Consider the following 17584-nt stretch of genomic DNA (forward strand, 5'->3'; position numbering starts at 1 on the left):
CAAAGAGGGGCAACCTCTTCCGCGAACCGGCCGCGCGCGCCGCCCGGCGTGCGGGGGGGGGAGTCACATGGGCGGAGGTCCCCACTCGGAGGCCCTACCGTGATCCCCCGGCGTGACGCGTTCGGGATCGGCGAGCACCCGGCGGGCGACAGCTCTCAGCCCAGGAAACTCAGCCGGACCTGGCGGCGGCGTTGTCCTTGTTGGCGTCCGCCAGCCTCCGTTAGTACAACCTCCACCGTACTCACCAGCCAGGCCGCACCGAGCAGCAGTTCCTTACGGAACCGATGTGGTTGTTCGGCAGGTTGTGTGCAGTCGATGACCCAGTGGTGGTGACGCTGTCTCCGTTGAGGATGCCGCCGACACTGTCGGCGTCCGAGTGGCTCGGCGCCTTCACCAGCAACACCCCGGTCCACCTGATCACCCCCACCACACACCCGGCCCGCCGACCCGGCCCCGTCGCCCGGTACAAGGACTACCTCCCCGAGCGCAACCGGGCCGCCTCCCGCATCACCCCGGTCAAGGGTGGCCGGTCGGGGCATGACCCCGGTCGGTCGCTCCCCGGCGGGACGCGCGGGCCGGAGGAGGTTCCGCGAAGCCCGTCGAAGCGGGAATGCCCGACGTGAGCCCCGCCCGAACCCGATCGTGGTGCGCGGTCCCTCCGGCCGGGTGCCGCAGGGCCGTCGCACCGCGGTCACGCCGCCGGTTCCGCCCCCACACCCACCGGCGGCATACGACGCCCCGGTGACCGGATTCCCCCGGACACCGGGGCGTCATCCGTTCAGCCGTGCCGACGGGCATCGGACGCGTCGGACCGAACGACCGGGTCGCCGCAACTGTGAGCCCGGCAGAATCAGCGCGGTCGGGATCATTTCCGCACGCCAGCTCATCCCACACGCATGGCATGTAACGGACATCACTCTGCGGGGAACGCATACGACGTCACGGGGGAGGGGACCCCCTGAAAGACCGTCATCAACCGGATCCGCCGCCCGGGACCGGCGCACGCGCCCCGCCGACGTGGATCCGCCCGCCCCGAAGGGTTTCTTCTCATGGCCAAGGTGTCCCGCAAGGTTCTCTTACCCGCGCTGCTCTCGCTGGCGGCCTTCGCGCTGCCCTCGCCCGCCACGGCCGCCACGGTCGCCACGGCCGACGCCGCACCGTCCGGCGCGGTCGCCACCGCCGACGCCGTACCATCCGGCGCGGCCGCCCCGCTCGTCGGCAACCAGTGTCTGGCCACGAGCTACCCCTCCTTCTACGCGGCCAGCGTGAAATCGTGCAACGGGTCCTCGTCCGAACAGCGCTGGACCGTCAGCGGCGAGCTGATCCGGATGGCCGCCCACCCCGGCATGTGCCTGTCCACCAACTACCCGTCCTTCTACGCGGTCAGTGTCGACGGGTGCAACGCCTCCTCCGCGAAGCAGCGCTGGACCTTCGACGGCGAACTGATCCGGATGGCCGCCCACCCCGGCATGTGCCTGTCCACCGGCTACCCCTCGTTCCTCGCGGCCAGCGTGTCCGGATGCAACGCGTCCTCGTCGCAGCAGCGCTGGACCGGACTGGGCGAGCTGATCAGCCTGACCGCGTACTGACCCTGCCCCCGCCGGCACCGGGACGGGCACCGGGCCGGCACTCCGGGGCCTTCCTGGCGCCCTCGGCCGGCGCCTGCCGGGTGCGGAGACACCGCGCACCCCATCGGGTTGGCACGCGGCGTCCGAAGCTCACGGGTCAATGAGCAGTGGCACGGGCAGGATTTGTCGGACGAGGACAGTCTCATCCTCCATGAGGAGGAAAGCTACTGGGCTTTCGTCATCCACTACGGGGGGAATGTGCCGGACTGGAGCCCGGGGGCGGATCGCACCGCGTGGGTTCCCAAGTCCCCGCCGTCCGCCGATTCGGGTTTCTGGACCGTACTGGCCTGATACGCGGGGAGGAAGCCGTCAATTTTTTGGAGTCGGTGCATGGCGGTTTCCAGCCTCGATCGTGTACAAGGGTCCGCGGCTTACTGACGGGCCCTTTCTGCCCGCTCAGAGGGGGGATTTCTCCTTGTGGGCAGGCGGACGGCCCAGCTGTCGTGCCGGGTGGGCACCGGGTTCCACGGCTCTGGCAGGTCCTTTTTCCCTGGTCGGAGGGTAGGAACTGGTCCGGCCTCCGTTGTCTCGTGCTGCTCCGTCCAAAGGTCTCCGCGCTCCCCTTGCGCTCCCCTGCTCATGCCCTCCCGGCACCTGGGTGCCGGGCGCTCCGCAGCACCAGCCCTTCGAGGCGTTTGTCGTGGCCCTACAGCAGTTCCCGCCCCCCCCGGGGGCCCTGGGGCAGCCGGTGGCGCCCAGGGGTCGGGCGGGGCCAGGATCGTGCAGATGTCGCCTTCGGTGCAGGTGGCCGGGTCGGTGGCGGCGGCGCGGCGGGCGAGGGTGTGCAGGGCGTCGCGGGTCTTGGCCAGTTCGGCGAGGCGGCGTTCGATGTCGGCGAGGTGCTGGTCGATCAGTGTGGTGACGTGGTCGCAGGGGGCCTGACCGCTGTCGCGCAGGGCGAGGACGGAGCGGATCTCCGCGAGGGTGAGGCCGGCGCCCTGGGCGTCCCGGATGAAGGCGAGCCGGGCAGTGGTCCGCTCGGGGTAGTCGCGGTATCCGCCGGGCGTGCGGGGTGGGGCCGGGAGCAGGCCCGCCTGTTCGTAGAAGCGGATGGTCTTGGTGGTCAGCCCGCTGGCTGTGGCGAGGTCGCCGATGCGCATGTCCCCAGGCTACGCCTTGACCTTCCAGCGCACTGGAAGGTCTAGCGTTCGGGGCGAAGGTCGGATGAGCTGGAAGGACGGGCAGGATGCGGATCACGGTGCTGACGGTTCCGGGGTGCCCGAACGCCCCGCTGGCAATGGAGCGGGTCGCCGCCGCGCTGGCGGGCCGGGCGGCGCGAGTGGAGCTGGTGGAGGTGCACGACCAGGCGCAGGCTGTCGAGCGGGGTATGAACGGCTCGCCGACGATCCTGCTGGACGGGGTGGACCCGTTCGCGCCCGAGGGTGCGGTGCCGAGTGTGTCGTGCCGCCTGTTCCGGGACGCGGACGGCACGGTGTCCGGGGCGCCGAGTGTGGCCGCGCTGCGTGAGGTGCTCGGCGGCGGCTCCGAGAGCGGGTCCGATGCCGTACCGGTTGACTGCTGCACGGCGGACGATCCGCTCGACGTGGTCGGACGGGCCGGTCGGGGGCGTCGCGCGCCTGCCGTGCGGGGCTTGCGGGCGGTGCACCAGGCGGTGCTGCGGCACTTCGCCGCCACCGGCGCCGCACCCGGGCCGGAGGTGCTGGAGCCGGTCGCCGCGCAGGCTGGGCGTACGGCCGGGGAGGTGCTGGCCGAGCTGGCCGCCGAGGACTTCCTGACCCTGGACGAGGCCGGGCGGGTCCGTGCGGCCTACCCGTTCTCGGCCGTGCCCACCCGTCACCGGGTGCGGATCGCCGACGGGGTGGAGGTGTGGTCGATGTGCGCGATCGACGCGCTCGGCATCCCCGCCATGCTGGACGCGGACGCGGTGATCTCCTCCACCGACCCCATGACCGGCGAGCCGGTCACCGTCACCATCCGCGACGGGAAGACGGTGTGGGAGCCGCAGGAAGCGGTGGTGTTCGTCGGGCAGCGGCCCGGCGGCGGGCCTGCGGCCACAGCCTGCTGCGACGCGCTGAACTTCTTCACCAGCGATGCCACCGCCCGCTCCTGGACCGCCGGGCACCCGGGCATCCCGGGCCTGATTTTGGGCCAGGCGCAGGCCGGGCAGATCGCGGCGCAGACCTTCGGCCCGCTGCTCGCCCCCTGATCCCCTGATCCCCTGATCCCCTGATCCCCTGCGGGTCAGACCCGGGGCTCGACGCCGAGTTCGCGGGCCTGCCCGTGACCGCCGCCGAACTCACCACCCAGGCCGCGCCGAACGCAGCGGGCGGAGAGTCTGTCGTCCGGAAGCTCTCCACCCTCGACCGGTATCTCGCGGTGTGGATCCTGCTCGCCATGGGCGTCGGCCTCGGTCTGGGGCGGCTGATCCCCGGGCTGAACGACGCGCTGGCGAAGGTGGAGATCGGCGGTATCTCCCTGCCGATCGCGCTCGGCCTGCTGATGATGATGTACCCGGTGCTGGCGAAGGTCCGCTATGACCGGCTGGACGCGGTCACCGGCGACCGCCGGCTGATGTTCTCCTCGCTGGTGGTCAACTGGGTCGTCGGCCCGGCGGTGATGTTCGCGCTGGCGTGGATCTCCTTCCGGATCTGCCCGAGTACCGCACCGGGCTGATCATCGTCGGCCTCGCGCGCTGTATCGCCATGGTCATCATCTGGAACGACCTCGCCTGCGGCGACCGCGAGGCCGCCGCCGTCCTCGTCGCCCTGAACTCCGTCTTCCAGATGATCGCCTTCGGGCTCCTGGGCTGGTTCTACCTCGATCTGCTACCCGGCTGGCTCGGCCTCGGCGACGGCGAACGGCTCTCCATCTCCATGTGGGAGATCGCCCTGAACGTGGTGATCTTCCTCGGTGTCCCCCTGGCCACCGGGTTCCTGACCCGCCGGTTCGGCGAGCGGAAGATGGGCCGCGAGGTGTACGAGTCGCGGTTCCTTCCGAGGATCGGGCCGTGGGCGCTGTACGGGCTGCTGTTCACGATCGTGATCCTCTTCGCGCTCCAGGGGAAGACGATCACCTCCCAGCCGTGGGACGTCGTCCGGATCGCGCTGCCGCTGCTGGTGTACTTCGCGGTGATGTTCTTCGGCGCCTTCGCCCTCGGCAAGGCGCTGGGGATGGCGTACGACCGCACCACCACGCTCGCGTTCACCGCGGCGGGCAACAACGTCGAGCCGGCCATCGCGGTCGCCATCGCCACCTTCGGCGTCACCTCCGGCCAGGCCCTCTCCGGTGTCGTCGGCCCCCTCATCGAGGTCCCGGTCCTGATCGGCCTGGTCTACGTCGCGCTGGCCTGGCGGCGGAAGTTCACCCGGGCCTGAGTCCGACATGCCCGGCCCCGGCCAGCTGCTCAAAGGCTTCGCGCTCGGGCAGCTCGGGGAGGTCGCCCTCGTGGCTGTTGGGGGTTGGGGTTGCGGATGCCGGCGTAGCAGCCTTCGGCGAACGCCATGGCCTCGCGGTGGACGCTGCGGAAGGTGTCACCTCCGCCGTCGGGCATCAGCCGGAGCCTCACCTCGCCCTGCTTGGCCGCCAGCGAGAAGGCGTTCTTGCTGCGCTCGTCGCTGATCCCGGTACGCCAGCTGGGTACGACCCAGGCGAGGATCTGCTCCACCACGTATGCCTGCTCAACGATCTCCGACTCTGCGGCCCGATTGGAGAGCAAAGCGCCCAGGCGACATCGACGCTCATCGCTCCATCGTTCCGGCCACCACCGACAGCCCCGATGCCGGAGGGCGTCAGGCAGCGTCTCGTACCCACTCCGAACGGTCGCTGTTCGAGCTTCGGGGTCAGGCTGCGGCCGAGGCGCTGGCCAGGATCCTGCCCATGGCGGCGAGGACGGACGGCTCGACGCGGTAGTAGACCCAGGTGCCGCGCCGCTCGGAGGTCAGCAGCCCGGCTTCCTTGAGCTTCTTCAAGTGGTGGGAGACGGTGGGCTGGGAGACGCCGACGTCGGAGATGTCGCACACGCACGCCTCCCCGCCCTCATGGGAGGCCACGGCCGAGAAGAGCCGGAGCCGGACCGGGTCACCGAGCGCCTTGAACATCCGGGCGGCGACCTCGGCCTCGCCGGCGGTCATGGGGCGCTCGGTCAGCGGCGGGCAGCACGGCGCGACACCGCTCTGCTCGGCGGTCTCGATCAGCGGCAGCGCCTTCACGTTCGACATACGCCTATGTTGACACATGTCGAATCAAGGGGCGAGGGTCACGTCGACACCGGGGTCCGCCCAGGTCAGCGCCGCCCGAGCAGGGCGGCCAGGCGGCGGGCGGTCCGGGCGGCGTCGCGGCCGGCGCCGCGCAGGGAGTTCGAGGTGAGGCTGCGCTGCCACTCCAGCCCGGTGAACGCGAGGCCGGGGTGGGCGAGGGCGCGGCCTATGCGGTGGCGCGGCAGCCCGGCCCGGTCGAGGGCGCCGTCGAGGCGGGCGAGGTAGGGCAGGTCGGGGCGGTGGGGACGGCCGAAGGAGCCGGAGGCGGCGACGACGGCCCGCGCCGTCAGCCGCTCTCCGCCCTCCGTCTCCATCTCGAAGCCGTCACCGGTCCGGCGTACGGCGCGGACCCGGCATCCGGTGCGCAGGTCCGCGTCCAGGCGTGCGGCGTAGGCGGTGAGGTAGGCGACGACCTCGTCGCGGTGCGGATAGCGGTCCGGGTCTCCGGGGAAGGGCAGGCCGGGCAGGGCGCTGTAGCGGGCAGGTGAGAAGAGGGTGAGGCCGTCGTAGTAGCGCGGCCATGATCCCGCCGGCCGGTCGGACGCCTCCAGCACCACCGGCTCCAGTCCCTGCCGGACCAGGGCGCGGGCGGATGCCAGCCCGGCCTGCCCGCCCCCGATCACCACCACGTCGACGCGCTCCACAACCAGCCCTCAATTCGATAAATGTCTATGTTGACGCTCATCGAAGCAGATGCCATGCTGGCGGCGCAAGCCATCGACAGACGTCGAAACAAGCAGGGAGTCACCGTGCCAGCGTCGTCCACCGCCGCACTGCCCGTCGTCGTGATCGGGGCCGGCCCCGCCGGACTGGCCGCCGCCGCCCACCTCACCGCCCGGGGCATCGAGTCCCTGGTCCTCGAAGCGGGCCCGACCGCCGCCAGTGCGGTGCGCGGCTGGTCGCACGTCCGGCTGTTCTCCACCTGGGGCGAGGTCATCGACCCCGCCGCCGAGAAGCTCCTCGCCCCCACCGGCTGGACCGCCCCCGACCCGGCCACCTGTCCCACCGGCGGCGACTGGGCGGAGCGGTACCTTCAGCCGCTGGCCGACGCCCTCGGGGACACGGTTCGCTACGGGGCACGGGTCACCGGGGTCTCACGGGCCGGGCGGGACCGGATCGTGGACGCCGACCGCGAGGCCCAGCCCTTCGTCGTCCACGTCGAGCACTCGGACGGACGGGAGGAGCGGCTGTCCGCCCGCGCGGTCATCGACGCCTCCGGCACCTGGTCCACCCCGTCCCCGGCCGGCGGCAGCGGCCTGCCCGCCCTCGGCGAGAAGAGCGCCGCCGACCGTATCGCCTACCGCGTCCCCGACCTGACCGACCCGGCCGTCCGCGCCCGGTACGCCGGGAGGCGCACCGCCGTCATCGGCACGGGCGCCTCCGCGTTCACCGCGCTCGCCTCCCTCGCCGGCCTCGCGAAGGCCACGGACGGCAACGGTACGAAGGCGGTGTGGGCCCTGCGCCGGGGCATCTCCGGCTCCACCTTCGGCGGCGGCTCCGCCGACCAGCTCCCCGCCCGGGGCGCCCTGGGCCTGGCGGCGAAGGCCGCCGTCGAGGAGGGTCACGCGGACGCGGTCACCGGCTTCCGTACGGAGACGATCGAGCGGGACGGCGACCAGGTCGTCCTCGTGGCCGAGGACGGCCGCCGGCTCGACCCGGTGGACGAGGTCATCGTCCTGACCGGCTTCCGCCCCGACCTGTCCTTCCTCTCCGAGGTCCGCCTCGGCCTGGACGAGCGTCTCCAGGCACCGGTCGAGCTGGCGCCGCTGATCGACCCCAACCAGCACTCCTGCGGCACCGTCCACCCCCACGGCCACAACGAACTCTCCCACCCGGAGCGGGACTTCTACCTTGTCGGCATGAAGTCCTACGGCCGCGCGCCCACCTTCCTCGCCATGACCGGCTACGAGCAGGTCCGCTCGGTAGCCGCCGCCCTCGCGGGCGACCTCGCCTCGGCCGACCAGGTCGAACTCACCCTCCCCGAGACCGGCGTCTGCGGCGGCTCCGGCCTCTTCGACACCCCCACCCCCGACACCGAGGCGGACGGCGGATGCTGCGGCACGCCCGAACCCCAGCTCGTCACGCTCACCCCGGCGGCCACCGCACCGGCCGCGAGCTGCGGCACCACAGCCGGCGGCTGCGGCTCGTGACCCTCGACACCCACGAAAGCAGGGCCGTGACCGGTACGAAGGACCGGTCACGGCCCCGTGCCGTACTCCCCGCCCTGTGCGTCACCCAGATCACGTCCTGGGGCATCGTCTACTACGCGTTCTTCGTCCTCAACCCCGAGATCACCGCCCGGACCGGCTGGTCCACCGGCGCGACCACCGCCGCGTTCTCCCTCGGGCTCATCGTCTCCGGCCTCGCCGGGATACCCGTCGGCCGCATCCTCGACCACCGGGGCCCGCGCGCCGTCATGACCCTCGGTTCCGTCCTCGGCGCGCTGAGTCTGGTCACCATCGCGACCAGCCCGAACCTGACCGTGTTCTTCGCGGGATGGGCCCTCGCCGGGCTCTCCATGGCCGCCACCTTCTACCAGCCCGCGTTCGCCGCCCTCACCCGCTGGTGGGCCTCCGACCACATCCGCGCCCTGACGATCGTCACGCTCGCGGGCGGACTCGCCTCCACGGTGTTCGCGCCTTTGACGGCCGTGCTCGCCGAGCACCTGACCTGGCGTCAGAGCTATCTCGTCCTCGCCGCCGTCCTCGCAGCGATCACCATCCCGGCCCATGCCCTGGCCCTGCGCGCCCCCTGGCCACCCGCGCCGCCGGCCCCCGCACACGCGGCGGACAGAGCCGAGGCGGTGACCCGCAGCCGCCCCTTCTGGGTCCTCGCGGCCGTGTTCACCCTGTCCGCGTTCGCCCTGTACGCCGGCGTGGTCGCCCTCGTCCCCCTCCTGCTGGAACGCGGCTACACCACCAGCCAGGCAGCCTGGGCGCTCGGCCTCGGCGGCGCCGGACAGACCCTCGGCCGCATGCTCTACGCACCCCTCGCCCACCGCACCGGACCCGCCGCCCGCACGGCCGTCCTGATTCTCCTCGGCGGTGTGACCACCGCCGCCCTGGCCCTCACCCCAGGCCCCTACGCCCTCATCCTCACCCTCTCCGTCCTCGCGGGAACCGTCCGCGGCAACTTCACCCTCCTCCAGGCGACCGCCGTCACCGACCGCTGGGGCACCACCCATTACGGCCGTCTCTCCGGACTCCTCTCGGCCCCCGCCATGACCGCCTCCGCCCTCGCCCCCTTCGCCGGGGCGGCCCTCGCCGCGCCCCTCGGCGGCTACCACCACCTCTTCGGCATCCTCGCCGCCGTCTCCCTCCTCGCCGCGCTCGGCATCCCATGGGCATCACCGGCCAACCCGAAGGCGGCCGTAAGACAGCTACCTGGCAGCGGCACCTGACGTGCCGGTGGGCTGGGGGTTCGTGTGAGTGGCCTGGAGGCGTTCAGGGTGCAGGACGAGCGTGCGGTGGAGATGGCGGCGGCCCCACCGGTCTTCAGGCGGGGCGTTTGGCCATGATGACCAGGCCCGGCCCGCTCTGCTCATCCGCGGGGAGCCGGAGTTCGGCGACCGGGCGCAGCCCAGCCTGCTCGATCAGGTCCACGAGCTGTTCCGGCCGCCATTTGTGCGTGGTCCAACGGACGGGCACTCCTCCGTATGCCTCGGTGCGCACCGCGTCTTCGTCGCCGACGTGTGTTGCGGTGATGAAGTGGCCGCCTGGCTTCAGGGCGCGCGCGAACAGGGCGAGAACCTGAGGAACGATGTCGCGGGGGAGGTTGAACAGCGACCACCACCCGAGCACGCCGCCGAGGGACGCTTCTCCAAGGTCGAGGTCGGTGGCGGAGGCGACGCTGAAGCGGCATTGCGGATGAAGACGGCGCGCGTTCTCGATCATGCGGGGTGAGAGATCGACTCCGGACACGTCGAGTCCGCGTTCGGCGAGGTAGGCGGTCACCGTTCCGGGTCCGCAGCCGACGTCGAGGACAGGCCCGAGCCCGCTCACGGTGTCAGCGAAGGCGTCGATTGACGCCTTGAGCCATGGGTGGCTACGGATGTCACCGACTCCCGTCGTCACCACCATGTGGGCGTAGTTGTCAGCCACCCGGTCATAGGACTCACGGACCACGTCGAGATCTGCTGGGCGGTCAATATGGTGTGCGCGCATCAGCCAACAGTAGGACGGCGGTCTTGATGCTGGTGGGCCAATAGGAGTAGGCGGTCTTGAACACGGTGGCGCCCCGGAACGCGGGCAGCCGGCCCTTGCGGCCCAGCGGCGAAGTCGGCGTGGCTCTGGGTTTCGGCTTCGGCTTCGGCTTCGGCTTCGGCTTCGGGGTACGCGTACGCCTTGTGCCCTGCGTACGGGTGACCCTCCACCGGCCGGCCCGCCACCGGCTTGCACCCGGTGCGTGCTGCCGTAGCGTGCGGCTGTTCCCCTGCCCGTCACGGCCGAAGGCAGCCCCGTTGTGGATGCGTCCGGACTCCTGCCGATCACCGCGGTCTTCTTGCTGGTCACCGTGGAATTCGGGGGCCACGCACTGCTGCAGTTCATCACCACCCGGCACGGCACGCTCACACCGCTGCGTGAGCGGTTCTTCCGCGCCGGTCACGCCCACGCCGGTGTGCTGCTGATTCTGTCGCTGGTCTACTTCCTCTATCTGCCGCGCGCCCGCTTCTCCTCCGGTGCCGAGTGGGTCTTCGGCATCCTCCTGCTGGCCGGGGTGCTCGCCCAGTCCGGCGGGTTCTTCCTGCACCTGGCCCTCGGCTCCGAGGGGCGGTCCTCCCTGGGCACGCATCTCACGCGAACCGGTGCCGTCCTCATCGCCGCAGCACTCGTCGCCCTGGGGATCGGCCTGATTCAGAACCTTTGACCGGTCTGGGCAAGGGGCATGGCCAGGAGCGGGACCGCGACCGCTCCCCAACCGGAACCTCTCGCGCTCCGACGGACAGCTCATGACTCATCGGAACAGCGCGAGCACCGTCCTGCACTACGGCGAGGACGGCGCCCTGACCGGTCCGGCGCCGACGAGAGCGGTGTCGGGCACCCGCCATCAGCCGATCGGCTGATGCTCCTTCGAGCGCGATGGGCGATGTCCGCCCTCGGCCTGCCACGGCACGCTCGTCCACATGGCAATCATCGAAGTCAGCGGCCTGCACAAGGCCTACGCGGACAAGAAGGCCGTCGACGGCGTGTCCTTCGACGTCGAGGAGGGAGAGATCTTCGGAATCCTCGGCCCCAACGGCGCCGGCAAGACCACCACGGTCGAGTGCGTGGAGGGGCTACGGCGCCCCGACGGCGGCAGCGTCCGCGTCGCCGGGTACGACCCCGTCGCCGACCGCGACTCCGTCACCCGCATCCTGGGCGCGCAGCTCCAGGAGAGCGAACTACAGCCCAAGATCACAGTCAGCGAGGCGCTCGAACTGTACGCCGCCTGCTACCCGGACCCCGCCGACTGGCGTGCCCTCGCCGAGCGCCTCGGACTCACCGACAAGCTCCGTACCCGGTTCGCGAAGCTCTCCGGCGGCCAGAAGCAGCGCCTCTCCATCGCGCTCGCCCTGGTCGGCAAGCCCGACATCGTCGTACTGGACGAGCTGACCACCGGCCTCGACCCACGCGCCCGCCGCGACACCTGGCAGCTCATCCAGGACGTTCGCGACAGCGGGGTCACCGTGCTGCTGGTCACGCACTTCATGGAGGAAGCACAGCGCCTGTGCGACCGGATCGCCCTGATCGACAAGGGCCGGATCACCGCGCTGGACACCCCGTCCGGGCTGATCGGGCGTACCGCGGGCAGCACAGAGGTCTCCTTCGCTCCCTCGGCCCCGCTGGAGATGCAGTTGCTGACCGACCTGCCCTCGGTCGCCTCCGTGACGCGGCAGGACGACCGGATCGTGGTCAGCGGCACGGATGAGACCGTGCACGCCGTGCTCTCGCTGCTCGCCGGGCGGGGCATCACCGCCCACCAACTCCGCGTCACCGAGGCCACCTTGGACGACGCCTACCTCGACCTGACGGGAACGAACACATGACCACCCTCACCCGCGGCCGGACGACGGCCGTCAAGGGCAGCGCCGTCGCCGTCCTCAAGGCCGAGGCCCGCCTGATCCTGCGTGAGCCCGCCTCCCTCTTCTGGGTGCTGGCCTTCCCCGCGATCCTGCTGGGCATCCTGGGCGCCATCCCGTCCAACCGGGAGCACGACGCCGATCTGGGCGGCCTGCGCGTCGTGGATCTCTATGTCCCTGTCGCGCTCCTGCTCGCTGTGATCATGGCCGGCCTCCAGGCCATGCCGCCCGTCCTCACCGGCTACCGCGAGCGCGGCATCCTGCGCCGCATGTCCAGCACCCCCGTGCGGCCCGGCTCTCTCATCGGCGCGCAGATTGCGCTGCACGGCGCCGCCATCGCGGTCTCCGCGCTGCTCGCCCTCGCCGTGGGCCGGATCGTGTTCGACGTGGCCCTGCCCCGCCAGCTCTTCGGATACCTGGTGGCGCTCGCTCTCGTCACACTGGCCGCCCTGGCGCTCGGCGCCACCATCTCCGCCGTCTGCCGCACCACCAAGATCACCCAGGCAGTAGGCTCGGCAGTGTTCTTCCCGGCGATGTTCGCCTCCGGTGTCTGGCTGCCGGTCGCGACCATGCCCGACGTCCTCCAGCGCATCGTGACCCTCACCCCGCTGGGCGCCGCCGCACAGGCCCTCGACGAGGCCGCTGCGGGAGAATGGCCGGGCTGGACACACCTGGGGGTCACGGCGCTGTGGGCGGTCCTGCTGATGGCCGCGGCCCGCCGCTGGTTCAAGTGGGAGTAGCTCAAACCATGACGATGACGGTCGAGGAGCGCTGGGCGCAGTTCTTCCGGTACGGCCCGTACGCCCTGCTGGGCCTCGCCACGCTGCTCGCGGCCGTGTCCGCCTCCCTGGTGATGACCCGGCAGGAGATGTACGCCGCGGGAGCCCTGCTCCTCGCCGCGCTGGTCCTTGAGGCATGGTGGTCCCGGGCCGTGCCTCGGCTGCTGGCGGCGGACGCGGCCGAGCACGCGGCCGGCGCCGACCCGGGGGCCGGCGCCCCGGTGCTGCCCGAGGGGACCATCGCAGGTCGCGTCCACTTCACGCTGCGCACCACCCTCGCCTTCGCCCTCACCTGGCTCAACCCCTTCTTCGCGATCTACGCGTGCCTCGGCTGCTTCGACGCCGGGCACCTGCTGCCGCCGCGCGCCGCCCGGGTCGGGCGCATGGTGACGGCTGTCGCCCTGGCGGGCTCCCAGTCCGGCGGCCTGCCGCCCACCTCGCTGACGCAATGGATCGCCTTCGGCGCGCTGTTCGCCTTCAACGCTACGCTCGCCATCAGCCTCGACCACCTCGGCGTCAAGGAGGCCGAGAAGACCAAGGAGCGCGCCGAGACCATCGCCGCCCTGGAGAAGGCCCTCGCCGAGAACGCCGCCCTGCACACCCAGCTCGTCCTCCAGGCGAGGGAGGCCGGCGTCGCCGACGAGCGTCGCCGCCTCGCCGCCGAGATCCACGACACCATCGCCCAGGGCCTGACCGGCGTCATCGCCCAGCTCCAGGTGGTCTCCTCCACCGCCGATCCGGCCCTGGCCCGCGAGCACTTGGACCGCGCCCAGGCGCTGGCCCGCCGCTCCCTGGGCGAGGCCAGGCGCTCCGTACAGAACCTCGCTCCCGCCGCCCTGGAGCACGACACGCTCCCGGAGGCGCTGAAGAAGACCGTCAGCGAGTGGTCCGAGCGCACCGGCGTCACGGCCCGGCTCACCGTCACCGGCACCGAGGAGCCGCTGCACGACGAGGTCGCCGCCACCCTCCTGCGGATCGCCCAGGAGGCCCTTGCCAACACCGGCGGCCACGCCCGCGCCGCCCGCGCGGGCGTCACCCTCTCCTACATGGGCGATGAGGTCACCCTGGACATACGCGATGACGGCTGCGGCTTCGACCCCCTCGCCGCGGTGCCGCGCACCGGCAGCGGCGGCTTCGGCCTCGACGGGATGCGCGCCCGCGCCGAACGCATCGCCGGAGCCGTCGCCGTCGAGTCGGAACCCGGTCAGGGCACCGCGATCAGCGCCCGCGTACCGTTGGTGCGCCATGGCTGACCGGACCATCACCCTGCTGATCGTCGACGACCACCCCGTCGTCCGGGACGGCCTGCGCGGCATGTTCGCCTCCGATCCCGGCTTCGACGTCCTCGGCGAGGCCGCAGGCGGCGTCGAGGGGGTAGAACTCGCCCTGCGCCTGGACCCGGACGTCGTCCTGATGGACCTGCGCATGCCCGCCGGCAGCGGCGTCGAGGCGATCGCCGAACTCACCCGGCGCGGCGCCCGCGCCAAGGTCCTCGTCCTCACCACGTACGACACGGACTCCGACACGATCCCGGCGATCGAGGCGGGCGCCACCGGCTACCTTCTCAAGGACGCGCCCCGCAACGAGCTGTTCACAGCAGTCCGCGCAGCCGCCGAGGGGCGCACCGTGCTGTCGCCCGCCGTCGCATCCCGCCTCGTCGGCGCCGTCAGGAAGCCCGCCGCCCTCGCGGCCAAGGTGCTCTCGGCTCGCGAGCGCGAGGTGCTCGAACTGGTGGCCAAGGGCACCTCGAACCGCGAGATCGCCCGGGAGCTCTTCATCAGCGAGGCGACGGTCAAGACCCATCTGACCCATCTGTACGGCAAGTTGGGGGTCAAGGACCGGGCGGCAGCGGTGGCGGCGGCGTACGACCGCGGCATTCTGGGGTGAGCCTCGGGCGTCCCGGCCCCGGGGGCGGGGGCGGGCCGGGCCCACCAGCCCGGAGGACCTGGACCGGCTCGCGCCCCCGGCCCCCGGGATCCCGTCGCGCCGGCCCGGGCCAGAGCGCCTGGAGACGGCGGGAGACCGGCCGGCGTTCTCCGGCCCGAGGGCCGGGGAGCGCACCGGTCTCCCGCCGACTCGGCGGCCCGGGGCGGCTCACCAGTGGATGAGGACGGCTCCCGTGCTGCCCGCGGTGCTGGGGGATCCGGCGGGGCCGGCCCGGCCGTCAAGGCCGTCCGATGGCGTGCCGCCGTCGCTGCCCGCACCGCTGTTGCCGCCGTAGCCACCGCCGGCGCCGTTGCCGCCCGTCCCGTAGGCGTAGGGGCCGGCCCCGGTCGGTGCACCGCCCTCGCCTCCGGTGCCGGGCTCGCCGCCGAACCTGCCGCCGCCCCCGTACCCGGGACTGGGCAACGGGCCGCCGATCGCCGCATTGCCGTTTCTGCCGCGCTGCCCGTCGGCGCCGTCCTGACCCGCGCCTCCCGCCGTACCGTTGACGATCCGGCTGCCGCTCCCAGGGCACTGGGAGGTGAGGAGAGAGCGCGCGCTCGGGAAGATGCTGCCGCCACGGCCTCCGGCCCCGCCCGGCCCGCCGTCCCCGACCGGTTCGAGGAGGCCTCCGGCACCGTCGCCTCCGATGCCCGTGAGGGCTACCGCTCGGATGACAACGGCGCACCCGGCAACGTGTTCTGTGCCCACGACCTCCACCTCGCCGTCAACGCCCGCGCCCTCGGCGGCCCCGAAGTCCCCTTCGTCACCACCGCCATGCACCTCGACCCCGCTGGATCCCATGGCTGGAGACGACGAAGGTGTTGTCCGCGTCGTTGAGATCGCTGATGAGAATGAACAGGGCGTCCTCGGGCAGTCGTCGGCGTGGTCGGCGTGGTCGCCGTTCTCACTGGCGGCACAGTAGCCCGTTACTGCGGTTGCTCAACGTGCGGCCTTGCAGGCGAAGGTGTGCCAGGCCGCACGTCGGGTCGGGGGTGACAGGTTCCGGGAGGCCGATGGTGAGTCGCCGTGATGCGGCTGTGGAGGTCCTCCGAGGGTTATCGGGTCCTGAAGCGGCGGAAGAGGTTTCGGGCCACGTACACCCCCGGGCCGCCGAAGCCGACGATGTCGACGCGTCCGTCACCGGTGATGTCGGCGAGGAAACGGGGGTGGCGGTCGACCCGCCAGCCGCCTGCGTCCTCGCTGTACCCGAACCCGCGGCACACCAGCTGGGCCTGCTCGAACTGGCCGCCGCCGCGGCTGTGGGACACCCAGACGCCCTCGTTGCCGAAGCCGACGATGTCCGGGATGCCGTCGCCGGTGGTGTCGGCGAGGAAGCGTAGGCGCTTTTCGCTCGCCCAGCCCTGGGCGAGCCCGAAGTCGTTCAGGACGAGCTTCGAGGGCTCGGCGATCGGCGCGAGCCAACGGCTCGCCATGGCACGTCATCATTGAGCGTCGCCGGTACGGCAAGCCGCTGGAGAACCACGATTGCGCAGGTAGGCGCGGTTCGCGCGGGAGGAGTACGCCTTGTCGCCCCACACCCGCAGCGGGCGGGCCCTCGGCCGGCCGCCACCGCTCGGCACGGCACACGAGGGAGGTGCACGCAGGAGTGAAGCTCACCTGGCCCAGACCATCGCTTCACGGATTGCAGAGTCCGGTCCGCGTCCGCCGATCGCTGACATCCTCCACTACTCGGTGGTACCGTATAGTGGTACTCGGTAGCACGCAGTACCGATAGAACCGAGGAGGACTCGCGATGGACGACCTGACGGAGATGCTGAAGGGCACGCTCGAAGGATGCGTGCTCGAAATCATCGGCAGCGAAGAAACCTACGGGTACGCCATCACCCGTCAGCTGAACGAGCTCGGCTTCGCCGACGTCATCGAGGGGACGGTGTACACCATCTTGCTGCGACTGGAGAGGAAAGGACTCGTCCAGGTGACGAAACGACCATCCGGGGTCGGTCCGCCGCGCAAGTTCTACGCGCTCAACGACGCCGGACGCGAGGAACTCGCGAAGTTCTGGACGAAATGGCAGTACGTGTCATCACGCATCAACAGGCTCAAGGAGGGCGGGAGATGAACTTCTGGGAGACCATCACAGGCAGTGATCTCACCAGGGAATGGAACGCTTTCGAAGCCCGGGCCGCGGCCTTGCCAGATGAATACCGGGCGGCGTGGGAACAGATCAAGGGCCACCTCTTTCCCCATGGGGGCTTCACCGGTCGCAACCTGATGCCGATCCTCGACGCAGCCCTGGGGCTGCTCGAAGAGACAGCGGCGGACGGGCAGAGCGTCCACGAGGTGCTCGGCGACGACATCCGGGGCTTCTGCACGGCGCTGGCCGGTGGCGAGGGGGCTCGAACCTATCGCGACCAGTGGCGCGAGCAATTGAACAGGAACGTCGCAAGGAAATTGAGCCGGCTGGGAGGCTGACGTGAGCATCCAGGACATCATCGAGGGTAAGAAGCAGTGGCGGGCGCACATGGCCCGGGTCAAGGCGCTCCCGCCGGACTACCGGATCGTCTACAAGGAGATTCAGAAGTACCTGTTCAAGGTCGGGCCGATCGACCTGCCTGAGGGGCCCCTGCTCCCCGGGATCGTCGACTTCTTCGAGGAGGGCGTCGCCGCGGGCAAGGGGGTCCTGGAACTCATCGGCAAGGACGTCGCCGCGTTCTGCGACGACCTGGTCAAGGACTCGCGCACCTATGCGGACGTCTATCAGGAGTCCATCAGCGGGGAACCCGGCACGGCCGAGAAGTAACACCCGTCGCCCCATAGCAGTGAGCGTAGCCCGCACGCGCGGTTCGTTCGCCTTGGCGCAGCGCGAACAGGCGCGTGGCCGACGGCAACCAGAAGCCGCCGCAGATCCTGTCCACCGAGGTGGTCGAGCAGGCCGGCGAGACCTGGCTCACCCCCTGCCAACGCCCCCGGCAAGGGGGTCTCCGGCGGCGGGCCGCTCGACACTGTTCCCCAGGA

19 protein-coding genes and 2 pseudogenes are annotated in these 17584 nt (G+C 71.4%); 14 read left to right on the plus strand and 7 right to left on the minus strand.

The annotated features are described in order from the left end of the window. The first annotated feature begins 344 nt into the window (after positions 1–344). Positions 345–623, plus strand: coding sequence for a hypothetical protein (locus tag FF041_RS35645; RefSeq protein WP_194292321.1), 279 nt, complete (start codon positions 345–347; stop codon positions 621–623). Between the two features lie 426 nt (positions 624–1049). Beyond that, complete coding sequence (locus FF041_RS35650; protein ID WP_153526657.1) at positions 1050–1589, plus strand: ricin-type beta-trefoil lectin domain protein; 540 nt, start codon at positions 1050–1052, stop codon at positions 1587–1589. A gap of 410 nt (positions 1590–1999) precedes the next feature. On the opposite strand, the gene FF041_RS40795 is transcribed toward FF041_RS35650, so the two are convergent. Next, positions 2000–2728 (minus strand): MerR family DNA-binding protein, encoded by a 729-nt coding sequence (locus FF041_RS40795; RefSeq protein ID WP_434094554.1) that lies wholly within the window; start codon positions 2726–2728, stop codon positions 2000–2002. An 86-nt stretch (positions 2729–2814) separates the two neighbouring features. Between FF041_RS40795 and FF041_RS35660 the strand changes: the two genes are divergently transcribed. Together FF041_RS35660 and arsB are read left to right on the plus strand one after the other, a co-directional pair. After that, positions 2815–3795 carry an alkylmercury lyase family protein gene (locus tag FF041_RS35660; RefSeq protein WP_153526659.1) on the plus strand — a complete coding sequence of 327 codons (981 nt, stop codon included), beginning with the start codon at positions 2815–2817 and terminating at the stop codon, positions 3793–3795. Between the two features lie 74 nt (positions 3796–3869). Then, positions 3870–4963, plus strand: a pseudogene (arsB, locus tag FF041_RS35665) (ACR3 family arsenite efflux transporter). Positions 4964–4992: 29 nt separating this feature from the next. Here the strand turns inward: arsB and FF041_RS35670 are convergent. The 3 genes from FF041_RS35670 to FF041_RS35680 all read right to left on the minus strand — a co-directional run bounded on the left by FF041_RS35670 (position 4993) and on the right by FF041_RS35680 (position 6489). After that, a complete protein-coding gene (locus FF041_RS35670; protein WP_153526661.1) occupies positions 4993–5304 on the minus strand; it encodes a hypothetical protein in 312 nt (103 codons plus the stop codon). 124 nt (positions 5305–5428) lie between these two features. Beyond that, on the minus strand, positions 5429–5806 hold the full coding sequence (locus FF041_RS35675) for an ArsR/SmtB family transcription factor (protein ID WP_153526680.1): 378 nt from the start codon (positions 5804–5806) through the stop codon (positions 5429–5431). A 65-nt stretch (positions 5807–5871) separates the two neighbouring features. Further along, complete coding sequence (locus tag FF041_RS35680) at positions 5872–6489, minus strand: FAD-dependent oxidoreductase (protein ID WP_323393664.1); 618 nt, start codon at positions 6487–6489, stop codon at positions 5872–5874. A 105-nt stretch (positions 6490–6594) separates the two neighbouring features. Between FF041_RS35680 and FF041_RS35685 the strand changes: the two genes are divergently transcribed. After that, on the plus strand, positions 6595–7995 hold the full coding sequence (locus FF041_RS35685; RefSeq protein ID WP_323393665.1) for an NAD(P)-binding domain-containing protein: 1401 nt from the start codon (positions 6595–6597) through the stop codon (positions 7993–7995). Between the two features lie 26 nt (positions 7996–8021). Further along, entirely contained in the window at positions 8022–9245 is a 1224-nt protein-coding gene (locus FF041_RS35690; RefSeq protein ID WP_323393666.1) for an MFS transporter, read from the plus strand. 94 nt (positions 9246–9339) lie between these two features. Here FF041_RS35690 and FF041_RS35695 read toward each other — a convergent pair whose 3' ends face one another. Then, positions 9340–10008, minus strand: a complete 669-nt coding sequence (locus tag FF041_RS35695) for a class I SAM-dependent DNA methyltransferase (RefSeq protein ID WP_153526686.1) — start codon at positions 10006–10008, stop codon at positions 9340–9342. 298 nt (positions 10009–10306) lie between these two features. Here FF041_RS35695 and FF041_RS35700 point away from each other — a divergent pair, with 298 nt between their 5' ends. The 5 genes from FF041_RS35700 (at position 10307) to FF041_RS35720 (ending at position 14569) form a co-directional block, all read left to right on the plus strand. Further along, positions 10307–10711 carry a hypothetical protein gene (locus tag FF041_RS35700; protein WP_228388883.1) on the plus strand — a complete coding sequence of 135 codons (405 nt, stop codon included), beginning with the start codon at positions 10307–10309 and terminating at the stop codon, positions 10709–10711. Positions 10712–10967: 256 nt separating this feature from the next. Further along, positions 10968–11870 carry an ABC transporter ATP-binding protein gene (locus FF041_RS35705; RefSeq protein WP_153526688.1) on the plus strand — a complete coding sequence of 301 codons (903 nt, stop codon included), beginning with the start codon at positions 10968–10970 and terminating at the stop codon, positions 11868–11870. Then, positions 11867–12643 carry an ABC transporter permease gene (locus tag FF041_RS35710; RefSeq protein WP_153526690.1) on the plus strand — a complete coding sequence of 259 codons (777 nt, stop codon included), beginning with the start codon at positions 11867–11869 and terminating at the stop codon, positions 12641–12643. The genes FF041_RS35705 and FF041_RS35710 overlap by 4 nt, the downstream gene beginning before the upstream one ends. An 8-nt stretch (positions 12644–12651) precedes the next feature. Further along, positions 12652–13935 (plus strand): sensor histidine kinase, encoded by a 1284-nt coding sequence (locus tag FF041_RS35715; RefSeq protein ID WP_153526692.1) that lies wholly within the window; start codon positions 12652–12654, stop codon positions 13933–13935. Further along, positions 13928–14569: a response regulator gene (locus FF041_RS35720; protein ID WP_153526694.1), complete on the plus strand. Its 642-nt coding sequence runs from the start codon at positions 13928–13930 to the stop codon at positions 14567–14569. Before FF041_RS35715 ends, FF041_RS35720 begins: the two co-directional genes overlap by 8 nt. Positions 14570–14776: 207 nt before the next feature. On the opposite strand, the gene FF041_RS40200 is transcribed toward FF041_RS35720, so the two are convergent. Then, entirely contained in the window at positions 14777–15409 is a 633-nt protein-coding gene (locus FF041_RS40200; RefSeq protein WP_153526697.1) for a hypothetical protein, read from the minus strand. Positions 15410–15663: 254 nt separating this feature from the next. Beyond that, positions 15664–16011, minus strand: a pseudogene (locus FF041_RS35730) (FG-GAP repeat domain-containing protein); the annotation flags it as partial. Positions 16012–16361: 350 nt separating this feature from the next. Here FF041_RS35730 and FF041_RS35740 point away from each other — a divergent pair. Genes FF041_RS35740 through FF041_RS35750 form a run of 3 tightly spaced genes read left to right on the plus strand, consistent with a single transcriptional unit; the run spans position 16362 to position 17369 of the window. After that, complete coding sequence (locus FF041_RS35740) at positions 16362–16688, plus strand: PadR family transcriptional regulator (RefSeq protein ID WP_153526700.1); 327 nt, start codon at positions 16362–16364, stop codon at positions 16686–16688. Further along, a complete protein-coding gene (locus FF041_RS35745; RefSeq protein ID WP_153526703.1) occupies positions 16685–17041 on the plus strand; it encodes a DUF1048 domain-containing protein in 357 nt (118 codons plus the stop codon). The genes FF041_RS35740 and FF041_RS35745 overlap by 4 nt, the downstream gene beginning before the upstream one ends. A gap of 1 nt (position 17042) precedes the next feature. Next, a complete protein-coding gene (locus FF041_RS35750) occupies positions 17043–17369 on the plus strand; it encodes a DUF1048 domain-containing protein (protein WP_323393667.1) in 327 nt (108 codons plus the stop codon). Positions 17370–17584 lie beyond the last annotated feature (215 nt).

Origin of the sequence: Streptomyces jumonjinensis (assembly GCF_009600885.1) — a bacterium.
In the GTDB taxonomy this organism is placed as follows: Bacteria; Actinomycetota; Actinomycetes; order Streptomycetales; family Streptomycetaceae; genus Streptomyces; species Streptomyces jumonjinensis.